General features: G+C 64.9%; 9 protein-coding genes. 3 read left to right on the top strand and 6 right to left on the bottom strand.

Annotation, left to right across the window (positions count from 1 at the left end):
- The first annotated feature begins 114 nt into the window (after positions 1–114).
- Together QWU44_RS01245 and QWU44_RS01240 are read left to right on the top strand one after the other, a co-directional pair.
- On the top strand, positions 115–2,058 hold the full coding sequence (locus QWU44_RS01245) for a hypothetical protein (protein WP_370913897.1): 1,944 nt from the start codon (positions 115–117) through the stop codon (positions 2,056–2,058).
- 284 nt (positions 2,059–2,342) lie between these two features.
- Entirely contained in the window at positions 2,343–4,367 is a 2,025-nt protein-coding gene (locus QWU44_RS01240; RefSeq protein WP_370913896.1) for a YncE family protein, read from the top strand.
- 122 nt (positions 4,368–4,489) lie between these two features.
- Here the strand turns inward: QWU44_RS01240 and ftsY are convergent, their stop codons facing one another.
- A complete protein-coding gene (ftsY, locus tag QWU44_RS01235; protein ID WP_370913895.1) occupies positions 4,490–6,382 on the bottom strand; it encodes a signal recognition particle-docking protein FtsY in 1,893 nt (630 codons plus the stop codon).
- Between the two features lie 169 nt (positions 6,383–6,551).
- Between ftsY and QWU44_RS01230 the strand changes: the two genes are divergently transcribed.
- Positions 6,552–9,107 carry a hypothetical protein gene (locus tag QWU44_RS01230; protein WP_370913894.1) on the top strand — a complete coding sequence of 852 codons (2,556 nt, stop codon included), beginning with the start codon at positions 6,552–6,554 and terminating at the stop codon, positions 9,105–9,107.
- Between the two features lie 65 nt (positions 9,108–9,172).
- Here the strand turns inward: QWU44_RS01230 and QWU44_RS01225 are convergent, their stop codons facing one another.
- The 5 genes from QWU44_RS01225 to QWU44_RS01205 form a co-directional block, all read right to left on the bottom strand.
- Positions 9,173–12,853 carry a hypothetical protein gene (locus QWU44_RS01225; protein ID WP_370913893.1) on the bottom strand — a complete coding sequence of 1,227 codons (3,681 nt, stop codon included), beginning with the start codon at positions 12,851–12,853 and terminating at the stop codon, positions 9,173–9,175.
- 145 nt (positions 12,854–12,998) lie between these two features.
- Positions 12,999–16,499: a chromosome segregation protein SMC gene (smc, locus tag QWU44_RS01220; protein WP_370913892.1), complete on the bottom strand. Its 3,501-nt coding sequence runs from the start codon at positions 16,497–16,499 to the stop codon at positions 12,999–13,001.
- Between the two features lie 25 nt (positions 16,500–16,524).
- Entirely contained in the window at positions 16,525–17,016 is a 492-nt protein-coding gene (locus QWU44_RS01215; protein ID WP_370913891.1) for a hypothetical protein, read from the bottom strand.
- A gap of 8 nt (positions 17,017–17,024) precedes the next feature.
- Positions 17,025–17,318 carry an acylphosphatase gene (locus tag QWU44_RS01210; RefSeq protein WP_198736203.1) on the bottom strand — a complete coding sequence of 98 codons (294 nt, stop codon included), beginning with the start codon at positions 17,316–17,318 and terminating at the stop codon, positions 17,025–17,027.
- 132 nt (positions 17,319–17,450) lie between these two features.
- Positions 17,451–18,926, bottom strand: coding sequence for a sodium:alanine symporter family protein (locus QWU44_RS01205; protein ID WP_198736204.1), 1,476 nt, complete (start codon positions 18,924–18,926; stop codon positions 17,451–17,453).
- Between the last annotated feature and the right edge of the window lie 14 nt (positions 18,927–18,940).

Here is an 18,940-nt window from a genome sequence, read left to right as displayed (position 1 = left end):
TGCCGCACACTTGCAACAACACAGTGGTGGAATTACCTTGACTTAAGTTAGGTGAGGCTCTGTACATCACTTGCCTGCAGCATGTCCGTTCATTTCCTACCTCTGGAGTCCCCCTTGGCCCACACACTGAACCACACCACGCTCGGACGTCGTGCCATCGCGGCGCTCGCAACCGCCGCGCTCCTCTCCACCGGCATCACCACAGTCACCGCGCCGCAGGTCATCGCGGCAGAAACCGACGCTTCCACGGCTGCGGTAACAATTAGGTATTCCTACACCTACCCCGCCGGAAACATCACCGCCGCCGTCTTCGAGGTCACCGCGACGAACCTCACCCCCGGTGCCACGCTGACAGCGCTGATCGACGGTGAACCCGTCGGGTTCCACGCGGGTGGCCTGAATATCGCACCCACCGCAACAGTCAACGAGGACGGTACCTACACCGGCCGCGTCGTCGGAATGGCGCCCGCTGTCGCAGGTGGCGTCCAGCACACGGTCACTCTCTCTGACGGCACGAACACGGTCAGCGCGGATGAACAGCTCGACCCACAGATCACCTTCGGTAGCACAGAAGCCCCCGAAGTGGAGAACACCGCCATCGGTACCACGGATCTCGCCATCCACATTCTCAACCTCAAGCCCGGTTCCGTCATCACCCGCGTCAGCGCCGGCGATCTCAACCTGCTCGCCGACGGTGTCACACACACCGTCGATGACAGCGGCAACCTCACGATCCCCGGGCTCTCCATCCCGAATGACCCCGCGCTGATCGGGCAGGAATTGTCCGTCACAGCCAGAGTCTCCGGGTCCGAGACGGAGACCACCTTCGATGACACCGCGACGATCTCCCCCGCTTCCCCACTGAAAAACACCGACGGATTCGCCGTCACCTCAAAGGAACTGGGCCCCGGCCTCTATCAGGTCGCCTACTCCGCCAAACAGAACGCACTGTTCGTCACCCGCTCCCAGTTCTTCGGATCAGAGAATCCCACCTCGATCTACAAGGTCAACGCCGACACCCTCGACATCGAGGCCACTTACACCCCAGTCACCGCCGACGGCACAACGGGAACGGATGCCGCCAAGGTCTTCGGACTCGCCATCGATGACGCTCGCGACATCCTCTGGGTGACCAACACCCTCAACGACTCCGTCAGCGCATACTCCGCCACTTCCGGTGAACTACTGAAGGAATTCCCCGCGGGATCCGTACCCCATCCGCGCGCCATCGCCGTTGACGAAGCCACCGGACGTGCATACGTCTCCACCCCAACCTCCTCCGAGGAATCTATCGCGGTATTCGATGGAAACACCCTCACTCAGATGGATTCCCTCGCGACCCCCGGATTCTCAGGAGCGATGGAACTGCGCTTCGACTCCGAGGCGCAGGTTATCTACACGGTCGGATTCAAGAACGGCAAGGCCGCCCGCATCTCGATCTCTGACGGCGCCACCACCGTCTACGATCTCCCCGGCGATGACACCCCCAGAGGCGGCGGAGTCGCCTTAGACACCAAACGCAACCACCTGTTCGTCGCCAACCAGAACCCCTCCACCGTCGATGTCATCGACCTTTCCGACGGTTCCGTCATCTCTACCATCGTCACCGGCGCAAACCCTCTCGACGCCATCTACGATCCCGCCAGCGACCGTGTCTTCGTAGTCAACCGCGGCAGCGGCACCGTCACTGTCCTCAATGCAGAAACCTTGGAGATCACCGGAAATCTGGACGTCGGCTTCTATCCGAATGATCTCGCGACCAACGATAAGGGCACCATCTACGGGGTGAACAAGCCGACCAGCGGCAACTACGGCACTGCTGACTCCATCTTCAAGATCGAACCGATCACCGAAACCCCGATCCCCGGAAGCACCGGTAGTTCCACGCCAGCGGGCTCCATGGCCGGATCCGTCGCCGGATCCACCGCAGGATCGACAGTGGGCGTCATCGCGATCCTGGGAGCCCTTGCCGCAGTCCTCGGCAGCTTGTTCCATCTCATCACCTCAGCCACCCTCCCCACCGAGATCACCAACCTCATTCCCTGGCTGAAGAAGTAATCGCCACGCCCGACCGCTAGCACGAACCAGCACCGACGGGCGGGTGTACACATCCCATCACCTCCCTCCTCCAGCACCACCGGAGGAGGGAGGTTTCACCATGTCAGAAACACCCAGACCGAACACGGGAGGGACAAGAGAGAGCAGCCACGGTTGTCCCCAGTTCCGAGGCATTGCCAGACCGGGGGAAGAACGCTACATTTCCCCTAACGTCTTTAGATAGGGATGCCTTCCCTAAATTAGACAGTCATTTATCCTTACCCCCTCGAGCCTTGGAGTTATCTGTGTCCCTATCCACCCACCGTCTCATCGGCCGCCGCAGCATCGCGGCGATCACCACCGCCGCACTGCTCTCCGCAGGCATGGCGGTCGTAACCCCGAATGCACTGGCCCAGGAGGCGGAATCCACTCCCACCAGTGAAGCCGTCAACGAGTCACGTGCAGCCGCAGAAGAGAATCCGGCACCGGCGAACCTGGAAACCACAGCGGAGGCTGCCGTTTCTGTTTCCCGTACCTTTATCACCGCCCGGAACGGAATCGTCGCCAGTGTCTTCGAGGTCAAGGCGACCGGATTCGCCCCCGGTGCGACGCTGACCGCCGGGATCGACGACACCGAGGCCGGATTCCACGCGGGCGGTTCCACGGTGGTCTCAACCGCCACCGCAGATGAGAATGGTGAATATAAGGGCCGCGTTGTGGGCCCCGCAGACACGTTCTTCGGTGGAACCGAGCATACGGTGACCCTCACCGCTGGAGAAACGAAAGCTGCAGCCTCCGCGTACCTCGAACCGGCTGTTTCCTTCGGCAGTACAGACGCCCCTGATGTGGAAAACCTCTCCGTGGGGGCCACGGACCTCGCAGTCACGGTCCGCACCCTGAAGCCCGGCTCCACCATCACCGCCATCGGAGTCGACGGCGCCAACTGGCTTCCCGCAGGAACTACCTTCACCGTTCCGGAAAGCGGCACGATCACCGTTCCCGACCTGAGCATCCCCGCAGATGATTCACTCATCGGCAAGAAGATCGCGGTGACCGTCCGCGTCGCCGGGTCCGACGCTGACGTCACACTGGCCAAGACCGGGACCATCGCCCCCGGACTAGGACTGTTTGGTTCCGACCAGTACAACGTCTCCTCCCGCGAACTCGGCCCCGGCCTCTACCAGATGGCCTACTCCGCAAAGCAGCATGCCGTGTTCGTTACCCGCAACAACTTCGGCGACCAGACCTCCTCCATCTTCAAGGTCAATCCTGAAACCCTGGAGCCCGAGAAGGAATTCGCCACCGTCGATGCGCAGGGTATGAGCTCCCCCGCGGCAGGTGTGTTCGGCGTCGCAGTCGATGATGTGCGTGATCGCCTGTGGGTCACCAACACCCTCAATGACTCGGTCTCCGTGTACTCCACCGTCACAGGTGAACTACTCAAGGCATTCGATAAAGGCCTCGCCCCCCACCCGCGCGCCGTCGCCGTCGATGAGAGCACCGGCTACGCATACGTATCCATTCCCACCAGCGGTAAAGAAGAGATCGTCGTATTCGGCGGCGACTCACTGGACGTTCGCAGCCCGCTGCAGACTCCCGGATTCTCCGGTCACATGGAACTGCGCTTCGATGCCGCAACCAAATCCATCTACACCGTGAGCTTCAAGACGGGCAAGGCCGCCAAGATCAGCGTCGAAACCGGCCAGGCCGACATCGTCAACCTCCCGAACGCCGAGGCCTATCGTGGTGGCGGCGTGGGCCTCGACACCAGGCGTGGTCATCTGTTCGTCGCCAGCCAGATCCCGTCCTCCGTCGATGTCTTCGACATCAACACCGGCGCACTGTTGAAGACCATCCGCACCGGCGCAGGCTCTCTGGACGCACTCTACGACGCGGTGACTGACCGCGTCTACGTGATCAACCGGGGCAGCCGGAGCGCGACCGTCATCAATGCCAAGACCTTTGAGGTCGTCGCCAACCTGGATGTTGGTTTTAATCCGAACCATCTGGCGACCGACGGCAAGGGCACCGTCTATGTCGTGAACAAGCCCGCCATCGGCAACGCAGCCGACAAGGACTCCATCGTCAAACTCACCCCGAAGAACCTCATCCACATCCCGCCGATGTCCGGTGGCGAGACCAGCTCCGGTAAATCGGACGGGTCAACGATCTTCTCGGGTTCCACGTCCACCGGTTCGACGTTCACGGGAATCTTCTCCTTCCTCGGCGTCATGGTGACCATCTTCGGCAGCTTGTTCCACTTCCTCACCTCCACGGTTCTTCCGCCGCAGATCGCCAAGTTGATCCCCGGTGGTTCCTCCGCCCGCTGATCAACCCCCACATCAACCGTGTGCTAGCGCGGTTTGAGTGCAAGACGCCCCGGGAAGCAGGTGCTTCCCGGGGCGTCTCTCTACCCCATCATTCAACTCTGTCCCGAGTTGCCCATGCGCTTCTAGCCGAGCAGGGCGTCGACGAAGCTCTCCGGCTCGAACGGCGCCAGGTGGTCCGCGCCCTCACCGAGTCCGACGAGCTTGACCGGAACACCGAGTTCCTCCTGGACCTGGAACACGATGCCGCCCTTGGCGGTACCGTCCAGCTTCGTCAGAACCACACCGGTAATGTCGACGACGTCGCGGAAAATACGGGCCTGGGTCAGGCCGTTCTGCCCGACCGTCGCGTCCAGCACGAGCAGGACCTCGTCGACGTGGGTCTTCTTCTCCACGACGCGCTTGACCTTGCCGAGCTGGTCCATCAGACCGGTGGAGGTGTGCAGGCGACCGGCCGTGTCGATGAGCACCACGTCGACGCCCTCATCGACGCCACGGGCGACGGCGTCGAAGGCGACGGACGCCGGGTCCGCGCCTTCCTTACCGCGCACCGTCTGCGCGCCAACCCGGCGACCCCAAGTCTCGAGCTGGTCGGCGGCGGCGGCACGGAAGGTATCGGCGGCGCCGAGCAGCACGTTGTGCCCCATCGACACGAGCACCCGGGCGAGCTTGCCGGTCGTGGTGGTCTTACCCGTGCCGTTGACGCCGACGACGAGAACCACGGCGGGCTTGCCGTCTGCCGGCATCGCACGGATCGAGCGGTCCAGTTCGGGCTTACATGCCTTGATTAGGGTCTCACGCAGCATGGCACGGGCCTCCGCCTCGCTGGACACACCGCGCGCTGCGATCTTGTCCCGGAGCTGGTCGACGACCCGCATCGTCGTCGGCGTGCCGAGGTCCGCCATGAGCAGCGTGTCCTCGATCTCCTCCCACGCGTCCTCATCCAGGTCACCGGCAGAGAGGATGCCGAGCACGCCCTGACCGATGACGTTCTGCGACCGGGCCAGCTTTCCCCGCAACTTGCCGAGCCTGCCCTCCGCGGGGGCTATCTCGTCGATGTTGCGCTGCGTGGCGGCATCCACCGATTCCGGCTGTGCGGGTTCTACGGGGGCGGGCGTCTCGACGAGCGCGGCCTCCGCAGCCTCGGCGGCGGCCTGCGCGGACTCGGCCGCTGCGGCGGCCTCGATCACGCGCGGATCGTCGTCGGTGGCTTCCTCGACGCTCTCCGGTTCCTCCGCGGTGTCGGCTTTGTCGTCCTCGTCGGCGAAGGTGTCGGCGTCGACCGCCTCGGTGTCATCTGCGAGATCCCTGAAGATCAGGGCTGCGGGTTCAGCGTCGGACGGCTCGTCGGTGGTGTCGGCTTTTCGCTCGATCGTCTCGTTCTGAGCCGGGGCCGGAATTGGCGTCACTGACTCACCGGATGCCAACCGGTGGACCGGGATCTCCCCCGCTTCAGAGGACTGTCCCGGGACCTGGGGATCAGAGACGGGTGCCGCGTCCGTCGGCGGTGCCGGGGTGCGCTGCGGTTCGGAGTGCTGCTGTGGTTCAGGTGCGGGCTCCGGCTCGGGTTCACACACCGGCTGTGCTTCCGGGGATGGGGCGGGAATCGGCGTGACCTGCGGTGCTTGTTCCTCGGCTACCGGGTTCGACGGGGCCGGAGTCTGTTCGCGATCCCGATCCGGAAGGGGCGCGGCGGCCTCAGCCTGCGACGTAGCAGGCTTCTCCGGCGTCGCGGCGCTACTGCGCTGCACCGGCTGCGGCTCCGCCTTCTTCTCCTTCACCGCAGGGGCGAAGTTGAAGCCGCCCTGCGGGGTGTAGTTACCCGATTTCTCCGCCTGGGTGAGCTCCTTCGGCTCCTCGGCCTCCTCCTCACCGAAGCTGATCGTCTTGGCTTTCTTGCGTTTCAGGCCCCAGACGATGAGAAGTATGAGGATGAGCAGCACCAGCACGACGCCGGCGATGATCTGGTAGGTCGGGTTCGTGGCGAACTGATCCATCACGTTCTGCAGGTTGTCCATGCGTACATGGTTTCACATCCGGGAGACGTGCGCTCGTGACGCCTCGCCGGAGAGATGTCGACCGATCACAGTCGCCGATCATCTGATTCTGCGGATGGGTGGGAACGGCCCCTCCCGAATGCTTCAAACATCTCCCCGAAAGCACGTTCACAGCTCTATACTCTGCAAGGTGAGTACACATGTACCCAGCAGGGGCGACATTTACGACGCACTGCGAACGGGCAAAGCGCTGATCTGTACACCCGGCGAGAAACCCGATGTTGGGGCCTGGCTCGACTTCACCACAGCCCTGCTCGAGGTGCTCCGCGATCCCGACATCACACCCCACCCCGATGGGTTGACGATCCAGGGCGCCTATTTCGCAGGCGGGCTGAAGCTGAACAACTACACGATAAACCATGACGTCAGGTTCGAGGACTGCACGTTTCCACTCCCCGTGGAGGCGGAGTACGCGAACTTCCATTCCCTTTATTTCAGCGAATGCACAGCACCATCAATCAGCCTGGAACTTTCCTGCATCGATGGTTCATTCATCATTGAGAAAACCAACATCAATAGCGCAATCGAACCAGCACTCAATTTGGCTGGCGCGAAGATAACAAAAGGACTACGCGCTTCAAATCTTCATATCTCCGGCGGGTTTCTTGCATACCGGGCCGAAATTGACTGCTTTTTTATTGTCAAGCACTCAACATTAAGCAACCCATTGTGGCGCGCCCTCACACTCGACGGCGCCACCATCACCGGCGGCCTATTCGCCAGAAAGCTCAAAGCCGAAGGCGAAGTCCGCGCCCCTGACGCCACCATCAACGGACAACTCAACCTCACCGACACAACACTAACCAACCCACACGGCCACGCCCTCACACTCGACGGCGCCACCATCACTGGCAGCCTGTTCGCTGAAAAGCTCGAAGCCAAAGGCGAAGTCCGCGCCCCAAGCGCCACCATCAACGGACAACTCAACCTCACCGACACAACACTGACAAACCCCGAAGGCCTCGCCCTCACACTCAACGGCGCCACCATCACCGATCTGCTCGCCAGAAAGCTCGAAGCCGAAGGCGAAGTCCGCGCCCTTGGCGCCACCATCAACGGACAACTCGTCCTCACCGACGCAACACTGACAAACCCCGAAGGCCCAGCCCTCACACTCGACAGCGCCACCATCACCGGCAACCTGTTCGCTGAGAAACTCGAAGCCGAAGGCGAAGTCCGCGCCCTTGGCGCCACCATCAACGGACAACTCGACCTCACCGACGCAACACTGACAAACCCCGAAGGCCCAGCCCTCACACTCGACAGCGCCACCATCACCGGCAACCTGTTCGCTGAGAAACTCGAAGCCGAAGGCGAAGTCTGCGCCCTTGGCGCCACCATCAACGGACAACTCGACCTCACCGACGCAACACTGACAAACCCCGAAGGCCCAGCCCTCACACTCGACAGCGCCACCATCACCGATCTGCTCGCCGAAAAGCTCGAAGCCGAAGGCGAAGTCCGCGCCCTTGGCGCCACCATCAACGGACAACTCGACCTCACCGACGCAACACTGACAAACCCCGAAGGCCACGCCCTCACACTCGACAGCGCCACCATCACCGGCGGCCTATTCGCCAGAAAGCTCGAAGCCGAAGGCGAAGTCCGCGCCCCAAGCGCCACCATCAACGGACAACTCAACCTCACCGACGCAACACTGACAAACCCCGAAGGCCCAGCCCTCACACTCGACAGCGCCACCATCACCGATCTGCTCGCCAAAAATCTCGAAGCCAAAGGCGAAGTCCGCGCCCCTGACGCCACCATCAACGGACAACTCAACCTCACCGACACAACACTAACCAACCCACACGGCCACGCCCTCACACTCAACGGCGCCACCATCACCGATCTGCTCGCCAAAAATCTCGAAGCCAAAGGCGAAGTCCGCGCCCTTGGCGCCACCATCAACGGACAACTCAACCTCACCGATGCAACACTGACAAACCCCGAAGGCCACGCCCTCACACTCGACAGCGCCACCATCACCCATCTATTCCTTAACTACAAGACCGTTGATCGGAAAATCAGCCTGGCGAATACCAGGATTTCATACCTTCGAACCCCAGACGTGATTGAACCCAGGCATGGAAAAATTCTGGCGACCGGCTGGAAGGTGAATTCAATAGAAGGATCTCTACACTCTAATCCGGAGACCGCCAAGAAGTGGCTCGCCACAACACCGGACAATGAGTTCTCCCCCCAACCGTTCATGGAGTTGGCGCGGTATTTCGATCGTGTTGGTCTCCCCCATCATTCGCGTCATCTTCGGGTGTATTCGCACAGTCAGGTGACGAACAATATGCCGCTCAAGTCCCGGCCGGGGCGGTGGATGCTGCATGTGACGAGTGGATACGGCGAACGTCCCTGGTACGCACTGGTATGGATCGTGCTTCTGTTCGGGTTGACGTGGCTACTGACGCGGTGGCAGGCCGACCACTTGGAGGCTGCGGATCAGGTGTGGGACGTCTGCCGGGACGGATGGCGGATCACCGAATACGCGGGAAAGAACGCGATCCCGAGTTTCCCCGGGGCGACAACCAAATGTTCGCTGGCTGATGACACCCCGATCTGGCTGCGCCTGAGTCTTGCGTTCACCGCCGGGCTTTCCTGGATCTTGCTCACGATCTTCCTGGCCGGTGTCGCGGGCATCCTGCGCAAACCGGCGGATTCTTCCACGTCCTGACCGTGCACGAAGTGGTGGCGGTCAACCATCGACCGCCACCACCGACGCAGATGGACCTCCCTCCCCTAGTCCCCGATCCCGGGGTTCGTGACGGCGAGGACCATCGCCTCGGCGGCGATGAGGTCGCCGGTGACGAGGTCCGGGGTGAGGTCGGCGAGGCGGCTCCATCCGGGGGTCGCCGCGGTGAGTAGTTTGGATTTACCCATCAGCCCGTGGGCGTGCATGCGGGCGGCGAGTGCGAAGACGAGGGACACGACGGGGGCGAGTGCCCAGGTGTTCGCGCCGGAGTCGGTGTCCACGCCCTCCAGTTTGTCGAAGCGCACCCGGGCCGAGGAGTACAGACGCCGGTTCGCACCTCGCATCGCCTTCATCAGGGCCGCGGCGGAGGTGACCATCTCACGGTCGGCGAGCAAGGCGTTGAGTTCGTGGCGTTTGTTGAACGTCTCGAACACGGCGAGGAGCCGGGCGCTGTCGTCCATGATGGGGCCGGGGACGATCTCGGCCTGGGCGAAGAACATCTTGAGCAGTGATTCCTGCTGGGCCTCGTCCATCTGGGCGATCTGGACGGTGGACTGGTCGATGCACGCGGTGTCGAGGGTGGCGTCGCGTCCCGTGGACAGGGTCTCCACGAGCCGCTTTCCGGCGACCTCCGCCAGCCGGTCGAGCAGGGCGCGGAGTCGGGCACGCGGTTCGCCCTCTTCGACTGCGGTGTGGACGGCGGGGAGCTGCGCCAGGAGTTCGAGGGTTCCGATCCACGCGGTTCGGTGGATGGCGACGTCCGTGTCCTGCGCATCGTCTGCGTCGGCGTCGGCTGCGTCGGCATCCGTGCCATCGTCTGCGTCGGCGTCGGCTGCGTCGGCATCCGTGCCATCGTCTGCGTCGGCGGCGGGTGCTGCGAAGGGGCCGTGGACGAGCCCGGAGACGACGACCTTTCCGGGTTGCGCTTCGCTGGGAACGAGGGATGCGGAGAGTCCGGCGAGCGCGGCCGCCGGGTTCGCCGCGAGTGCGGTGCTGACCGCCCTGCGGAGTTGGATGGCTGCGTTTGCCGCTTCGTTTTCCGGATCGGTGGGCGCCGTGACCTCGGGTGTAAATCCGGCGAGGAAGTCCCAGAGTACGGGCATGACGGAGGTGTCGGTGGGGGCTGTGTCGGAGTCTCCGGAGAGGAACGCGGAGAGTTCGTTCAGTGGTTCGCTGCTTCCCGTGTAGTGCCCGGACTGGGCCACGGTGAATGCGGTGGATCCGGGGACGATGGGCGCGCGGAGAACGGAGAACGGGTCGGCGGAGTGGAGTTGGACGGTGAGATCGCCCGCGTCCACGAGGTCAGCCGGTAGTTCGGTGCGCTGGCCGGTGACGGGGATGGTGCGGCCGAACACCCACGGCGCGGCTGCCGGCCACACCCAGGCCGCGAGATTCCGGTCGCGGGCGAGCCCCTCGAACACCAGGTGACCGTCCTCCACCGTGACGCCGGTGGCGTGCGGGGTGGAATCGATGAGGGCGAGGTTGACGGAGACCCGCCGGTCGCTGCGGGGGTCGGTCCACTCGAACTCCATGCGCCCGCCGGGTAGAACGGCGGTAGACGCGGCGAGCTGCGTCATGGGCGCGGTGTAGGTGCGACCGTCCTCTGCGGTGAGCCGCACGGTGCGCAGTGGTGCGCCGTGGTGGTTGCGGACGGTGACCTTCGGATCGCCGAGTTCCCCGGTGGCCCGGATTCGGAGGGTACCGTCTGCGTCGAACTGGCGGGCACCACAGATGAGGCGGGTGGTGCGCCACATCGGCGGCTGGGTGGTCAGGGGCACCTCGAAAGTCAGGCGGGGCGGGGTGAACCGCAGGGGCATCGCATCGCCTTCGTCGGTGGTGATGACGGTGCCGCCGCCGGCTTCCTCCGGGTCGACGTGGATGGTGCGGGGCTGCGCGGTGAACGGTTTGGCCCCTGCGCGGACGGTGCAGCTCGCTTCGCTGAGGCCTCCCGCGGCCGGGATGCGGACGGAACGGCAGGCTCCGTGGATGTCGGTGGAGGCGTTCAGGCCTTCCACGATGGCGTATTCATGGCGGAAGGATTCATTGCGGGGGCCGCGTAGTCGGACGAGGTATTCCCCGACCCAGGGTGCGTCGTAGAGTTCGGGGTCGAAGATGTCGAAGACGCCACCTTCGGCGGGGATGATGAGCGGTTCGGCGGGTGCGACCTCATCGCCGGCGTGCCCGGTTCCCGCGTATGCGGAGATGGACAGCCACCAGGTTTCCTCGGCCCCGGAAACCGTGGGCGGGAACTCGGCGAGGAGTGACGCGGAGTGGATGGGCAGTCCGCCGAGGCTGCGGAGGTCGGCCACCGGTGCGGCGGGGTCGCGGAACATGACCCGCTGACGGGGGTCGACGCAGCGCACGTTGTGCATCGGTGAGGGGGTCTGGCCCGGCCGTAGCACCTGGAGTGACGCGGCCTGGGAGGTGTCCACGCGGCGCGCGGTCCAGCCGGCCCAGCCGTCGACGGTCCCGGATGAGATGACCGGGATGTCGTCGCCGGTGACGACATCGACGAGTCGGGAGTCATCGGGGGTGACGACGATGAGTTCGGGGTGGTGCAGGGAGGCGAGTTCGGTGAGGTTCTGTCCCTTCACCGAGAACACGAGGACGGGATCCTCGGAGTCGACGACCGGCACGACCCAGGTCGTCTCGTTGGTGATGTCCGCCACGGTGAGTTCACGGAGCTGACGTTCAACGTGGAGATCGAGCAGCTCGGAGTATCCTCCGGTTTCGCCCCAGCTTCGGCCGGTCCGGTAGATCCGGGTCGTGCCGTCGACCGATACGCGCCACTGGACCTCGGCGTCCTGTCCTTCAGGCAGCGCCTGCTCCGGAAGCCGGAGACACACCTTGCCGCGTACTGCGTCGAAGATGATGCGGGGGGTGTGTTCGCGGGTGGCCACGCCGACGGCGGACCCCCGGTTCTCCGTCCCGACGGGGCGTTCCCGAAGCTCTGCGGCGAGCGCTCCCCGCAGGAGGACGGGGAGTGATCCGTTGTTCCGGCTGTCCCGCCCGGTGTCCAGCGCACGCCATCCGAGGGGATCGGTCCGGGTCAGTTCGCGCAGGTCGATGACCCGGGTGATGACATCGGTGAGCATCTCGGGTGCCGCTGCGGCGACACCGGCGGTGACCGGAAGAAGCTCCCCGTCGGATTCCTCGTCCTCGGCGGGCAAGGATTCCACGTAACTGCCGTCCGCGAGCATGTCCACGATGCCTGCACCGGTGAGTTCATGCCCTGCGTCCTGCAGGACGTCGAGAAGCTCCAGCAGCCCCGGAACCTCATTACCCGTGATCCCGGCGTGCGCGGAGAGCAGCAGCACCGGGTCATCCAGCTTCTCGGGAACCACCAGCCCGACCCTGCGGACAAGGTCAATCGTCATTCCCGAGAGCTCTTCGTCGAGTCCGTTCGCCGGGGCGAGCCCGAGACCGTGGAGGTACTCGGCGAAGAAATTGGTCTGGTCGGTCATCCGTGCCGCCCGGGAAACGAGCGTGACGACGGCGACTGTCGGAGTGACATCCATCAGGGCGTCGAGTGTCGCACCCGCCGCCATCTGCCGCGACAGGAACGTGCCGTAGAAGCGTTCGATGCACTCGATGTCATCGGACTTCAGCCCTGTTCCGGTGACCCGGTCCCGGTCAGCGAGGACCTGTGCAAGTTTCAGTTCGGTCTGGGAGGCCCAGCCGAGGAGGGAATCGTTCAGGTCCGCGATCGGATTGGCGCTGCCGCTCATAACGTGGTGTGTGCCCCTTGGAATGTGTGGCGGTTGATGTGTGCCTGCGGCGAGCAGGCCAGTTGATTCTAGCGCCCGCGTCCATGTCGCGTGCGGGCACCATCGAAACCGCGGATCAACTGCACTGATCGGCTGGTTTTGTTGCTCAGGTGGAGGTGTCGGCGGGTTCGGTGGCGCCGTCCCGTGCACGCGTGGTGGGCGACATGCGCTGGCTGATCACCCGCGTCACTCCGTCGCCGCGCATGGTCACCCCGTAGAGCACGTTGGCGACATCCATCGTGGGCTTCTGGTGGGTGATCACGATGAGCTGGCTGGATTCACGCAGTTCCTCGAAGAGGTTGATCAGGCGGCGCAGGTTCACGTCGTCGAGGGCGGCCTCGACCTCGTCCATCACGTAGAAGGGACTGGGCCGGGCGCGGAAGATCGCGACGAGCATCGCCAGCGCAGTGAGGGACTTCTCCCCGCCGGACAGCAGAGAGAGGCGTTTGACCCGTTTCCCGGGTGGTCGGGCCTCCACCTCGATGCCGGTGGTGAGCATGTCGTCGGGGTCGGTGAGCACCAGCCGCCCCTCCCCGCCGGGGAAGAGAGTTGCGAAGACGCGGGGGAACTCGTCCTCAACGTCGCGCCAGGCGTCGGTGAACAGTTGGAGGATCTTGGCGTCCACCTCCTCGATCACACCGGTCAGGTCACGGCGAGCCTGTTCGACATCGGAGAGTTGCGTGGAGAGGTACTCGTAGCGTTCCTCCAGGGCCTTGAACTCCTCGAGGGCGAGCGGGTTGACCTTGCCGAGGGACGCCAGATCCTTCTCCGCCTGTTTGAGCCGTTTCTGTTCGGCGGCGCGGTCGAAGTCCTCCCCCGGGGTGTAGTCGGCAAGGATCACGTCGACGGTGAGGCCGAGCTGCCCGGTGATCTGTTCCTCGGCCTGTTCCATGCGCACCTGCGCCTGGCTGCGGGCGATGTCGGAGGCGTGCGCGGTGTCGGTGAGCCGGTTGAGGTGCATCCGGGCGGCGTTGACCTCGTCCTTGGCCCGGGCGAGGCGTGTGCTGATACCCGCCCGCGCCGAGTTGAGCTCATCCCGCTGGGCTGCAGCCCGCGCGGTGGCGTCCGCGGTGCGGTCCGCGACCTCACGGGCACCGCGTTCCACGGCGGCAGCGAGTTCGGCCGCCGCCCGGCGGGCAGCCATCGCCTTCTCGTGACGGGCCTTCGCCTGCCGTTCGTGCTCCGCCTGACGGCGCAGCGCATCGCCTTTCCCGCGCACCTGCCCGGTGCGTTCCTCGGCGGTGCGGAGCGCGAGACGGGCCTCGACCTCCATCGCCTTGATCTGGGCGAGGGCGGATGCCGCCTCGTCGCGGGCTGCGGTGGAGGGTTCGTCGGGTTCGTCGGTGTCCTCGACGCGGGCCAGGCGGTCGAGGGTTTCCTCGAGCTGTTCGGCGAGTTCGTTCCGGCGGAGTTCTGCTGCGGTGACGCGCGAGGCCATGCGCTGGTGTTCGGCCCGAGCCGCGTCGTGGCTCTTGGCCAGTCGTGCCGCATCCCGGTTGAGGGTCTCGAGGTCCCGGTCGTGTTCGCGGAGGGCGGCTTTCGCGGCGGCCGCGTCGACGCGGGCCTCCTCCGCGGCTGTTGCGGCGCCGGAGAGTGTCCCGGCGAGTTCAGCGAGTTCGGCCTCGGCGGTGGCGAGTTCCGCGCGGGCGGCATCGATCTGCGCGGTGATCTCCACGGCGGTTCCGGTTCCCTGGCCGAGGGTCAGCCAGCCGTGTCCGCGGAGTGTTCCGTCACGGGTGACGGCCTTCAGTCTGGGGTCGTCGCTGATCGCCTGCCGTGCCGCCACCTCATCATCGGTGAGCACGACGTCAACGAGGAGCCTCACGACGGCTGCGCGGACACCGGGATCGAGTTCCAGGTGGTCGAGGAGCCAGGAGCATCCGGGCGGCAGATCGGTGTCGAGGCGCCAATCCCCGCTTCCGGTGCCGGTCGTGTCGATGAGCGTGGTCCGGGGGATGTTCGCGTCGGACAGGCGGCGGAGGACGCTCTCTTCGAGGTCTCCGGCGACGGCTTCGGCAACGGTCCCGAGGGCCGCGGCGACGGCTTTCTCCGTTCCCGCAGCCGGGTGGATGAGGGCGGCGAGGGGTGCGAAGCCGTCACCGAGTAGCTCGGCTGCGTCGACGGTGGGCACGGTGGATTCGAGGGTGTCGATCCGGGAGGTCAGCGAGGACACCCGACGTTCCAGGGTGCGTTCGGCGTCCCGTAACTGGTTGAGGCGCGCGTCGGCGGCCTGTGCCTCTGCGGACGCTCGGGTGTGCGCCTGTTCCAGTGGTTCGCGGTCGCCGGTCGTCTCGTTGATGCGGGACGCGATCGCCTCGGCCTCGGCCCGGGCTGCATCGGCCCGCCCGAGGGTCTCCTCGAGTTGCTCGGTGAGCCGCTCGATGTCGGCATCGGCAGCCTCGATCTGGCTGCGCTGGGATTCCTCGGCGGCGAGGAGCCTGACCACGCCCTCACGACGATCCGCGATGGCCCGCATCTGCGCGAGGTGCTCGCGTTCGAGTTCCCGGGCGGTCTGTTCGCGTTCCTCGACCTCCCCGCGGATGGATTCGAGGCGCTCGGTGGCCATCTCGACGGCCTCCTCGAGACCAGCGAGTTCCTCATCGGCGCGGTCCGCGCGCCGGGCGAGATCATCGGGGTCCGGGCCGGAGTAGCTGATGTCCGAAACCTGGTTCGCGGCGCGGTCGGCGGCGATGCGTACCGTCGCGGACACCCGTTCGGCCAGCGCGGACAGGGTGAACCACAGGTTCTGGGCGGCCTCGACCTCGGGCGTGATGCGGGCGAGTTCCTCGTCCAGCTCGAGCTGCCTGCCGGTGGCTTCCTCAAGCTGTTCGGTGACGCTGCGGACCTGGGCGGCGAGCAGCTCCGCCTTTGCCTCGGCATCCTCGGCGTCGGCGCGCAACCGCACCAGGCGGTCACCGGCGAGCCGGAGCCGGGCGTCACGGAGTTCGGCCTGCACCGTCGCAGCGCGCTTCGCGGCCTCGGCCTGCCTGGCCAGCGGCTTCAACTGACGTTTGAGCTCACCGGTGAGATCGGTGAGCCGGTCGAGGTTCGCCTGCATGCCGACGAGTTTCCGGTGCGCCTTCTCTTTACGTCTCCGGTGCTTGAGCACACCGGCGGCTTCCTCGATGAAGGCGCGCCGCTCCTCCGGTTTGGCTTCGAGGATCTGGGCGAGGCGCCCCTGCCCGACGATAACGTGCATCTCCCGGCCGATGCCCGAGTCGGACAGCAGCTCCTGGATGTCCATCAGTCGGGCTTTCGTCCCGTTGATCTCGTACTCGCTCGCGCCGTCGCGGAACATCCGGCGGGTGACTGAGACCTCGGAGTAGTCGATGTCGAGGGCACCGTCGGCGTTGTCTATGGTGAGGGTGACCTCGGCGCGGCCCAACGGTTTACGGTCGCCAGCCCCGGCGAAAATGACGTCCTCCATCTTCCCGCCGCGCAGGGTTTTCGCGCCCTGCTCCCCCATAACCCACGCCAGCGCGTCGACGACGTTGGATTTACCCGACCCGTTCGGGCCGACGACGGCGCAGATGCCCGGTTCGAATTTCAGGGTCGTCGCAGACGCGAAGGACTTGAATCCCTTGAGCGTCAGCGATTTCAGATGCACCGGAAAATAGTAGCACCGGCCCCGGTCAGCGGTTTCGGGTGAGTTCCCCCGGTTCCAGCTCGTCGAGGAGCACGATCTCCCGGTCCCCCAGATCACGGGAGAGCGGGACATCGACGGCGGCGAAGCGCGCCTCCTCGGTACAGGGGCCGTCCGTACCCGGAAGGGTTCCGGCGACGAGCGCGAGCCGAACCTCGTTGTCGGTCTCGTCCACGACGGGTCGGACTCCGAAACACCGCGCGGTGCCCGTCATCCCGGCGATCCGGATGGTCCGCTGATCGATGACCGCATGGTCCTCGATGCGGGCGATGTGTTCATCGCGCATCCTGTCGGGTGCCCTGTCCACCGGATACTCTGCGAGGGGCACCACACCGGTTCCCGCATCATCGCCTTCGTCCGGGATCTCCGCAGTTGAAGCGGTCGATGATACGGGTCGTGCTGGATCGGTGTCAGCACCCTGCGGCGAGCATCCCGCGAGCATCGCGACAACCGCAACCGAAGCGAGAATCAGCGGGCGCATCAGTATCCTCATCGTTCGGTGAATCCCGATTCGCCCCGGGGCTCGGACCACTGGTCGATCACCTTGTCGACCCGCCCGGGGCGTCGGGTGGTGCTGGGCTGCTCGGCGAGCCGATCGAGGAGCGCGACGCACGCCCGCTCATCCCCTTCCGCGACGACGAGCACACGCCCGTCCGGATAGTTGGTCGCGGAACCGGCGAGCCCGAGTTCCTTCGCCTGGCAGCGGGTCCACCAACGGAACCCGACCCCTTGGACGTGTCCGTGCACCCATGCCGTGAGCCTCGTCGTATCCCCTGCACCCATCGTTTCCAGTCCTCCGTGATCATCAGCGTGGTGAAGATCTGTCCTGCCGTTCACTGTACCGAGGAATAGACACGCGGAACGGGGCACCACCCGGCATACCGGATGGTGCCCCGTTGACGGAGATCGCTGCGCCTACTTCACACGGCGCGAGACCTCGTCGTAACGCTCATCACGCTGGAGGATGGCATCGGTGCCGTCCCAGCACTCCATGTTCTCCCAGCCACGGAGCTTGGGCAGATCGTCCCGGTGGAACACGGGATTGAGGCCTTTCGCCCGCTGCTCCGAGAAGTGCCTGAGCAGCGCAACGGCCACGCCACCCAGCGGGATGATGGCGATGAGGTTAGCTGTGGCCATCAGGCCGGAGAAGGTGTCGGCCAGTGCCCAGACGAGCGGGACGGAACCGAGCGCGCCCGCGAAGACGCAGAGAACCACGAGGCCACGGAAACCGTTGAGGACCGACTTGGACCCGGTCAGGAACTCGATGTTGGCCTCGCCGTAGTAGTAGTTGCCGATCACGGAAGAGAACGCGAGGAAAATGATGATCACGGTGAGGAAGTGGATTCCCCACGTGCCGACGCTGTCCGCGAGAGCGTTCTGCGTGAGTTCCATGCCGCCGTGTCCCTCGCCGTACTCGGGCTTGGACAGCAGGATGATGAACGCGGTGACGGAGCAGACGACGACGGTGTCGAAGTAGACACCCAGTGTCTGGATGAGGCCCTGCTTCGCCGGGTGCGAGACCGTTGCGGTCGCCGCAGCGTTAGGAACGGAACCCATACCGGCTTCGTTGGAGAACAGGCCCCGGCGGACGCCGTTCATGATGACGGTGCCGATCGCGGCACCGGAGACCGACCGGAAGCCGAAGGCCTCGGCCCAGATGTTGCCGATCATCGCCGGAACCTCGCCGATGTGGATGAAGACCACGATGAATCCGACGATGATGTAGGCCACCGCCATGATGGGAACGATGATCTGGGTGACGGCACCGATCCGCTGGATACCACCGAAGATCACGGCTGCGGTGACCAGAGCGAGGACGGCGCCGACGATGACCTTGACGACGGTCGGGTTGGACGCCTCGAAGGAGGTGCTCATCGACGCGGCGATGGAGTTCGACTGCACGGCGTTGAATACGAAGCCATAGGTGAGGGTGATCAGCACCGCGAAGGTGACGGCCAACCAGCGCCAACCGAGCGCCTTGGTGATGTAGTAGGCGGGGCCACCACGGAACGAGTCCTTGTCCCGCACCTTGTACACCTGGGCGAGCGTTGACTCCACGAATGAGGTCGCACCGCCGATGACAGCGAGCATCCACATCCAGAACACCGCTCCGGGACCACCCACGGCGATGGCGATGGCGACACCGGCGACGTTGCCGGTACCGACACGGGACGCCGCCGAGACGGTGAACGCCTTGAAGGCCGAGATATTCTTCTGCCCCTTCTCAGCGGGGGCCCGCTCGACGATCGAACGGAACATGTCCGGGATGAACCGCAGTTGGACCACGAGGGTGGTCCAACAGAAGTAGAGCCCCGCGCCGACGAGCAGAACGAGGACCAGTTGCCAGTATGTGTCGTTGAACTTGCCGATGAAGTTCTGAAGTTGTTCCATGCGGAGAAACGTTA

Origin of the sequence: Corynebacterium sp. CCM 9203, from assembly GCF_041357675.1 — a bacterium.
Classification (GTDB): Bacteria; Actinomycetota; Actinomycetes; order Mycobacteriales; family Mycobacteriaceae; genus Corynebacterium.
Note: the sequence above shows the minus strand (reverse complement) of the source record. Positions and strands in the feature narration are given on the sequence as shown.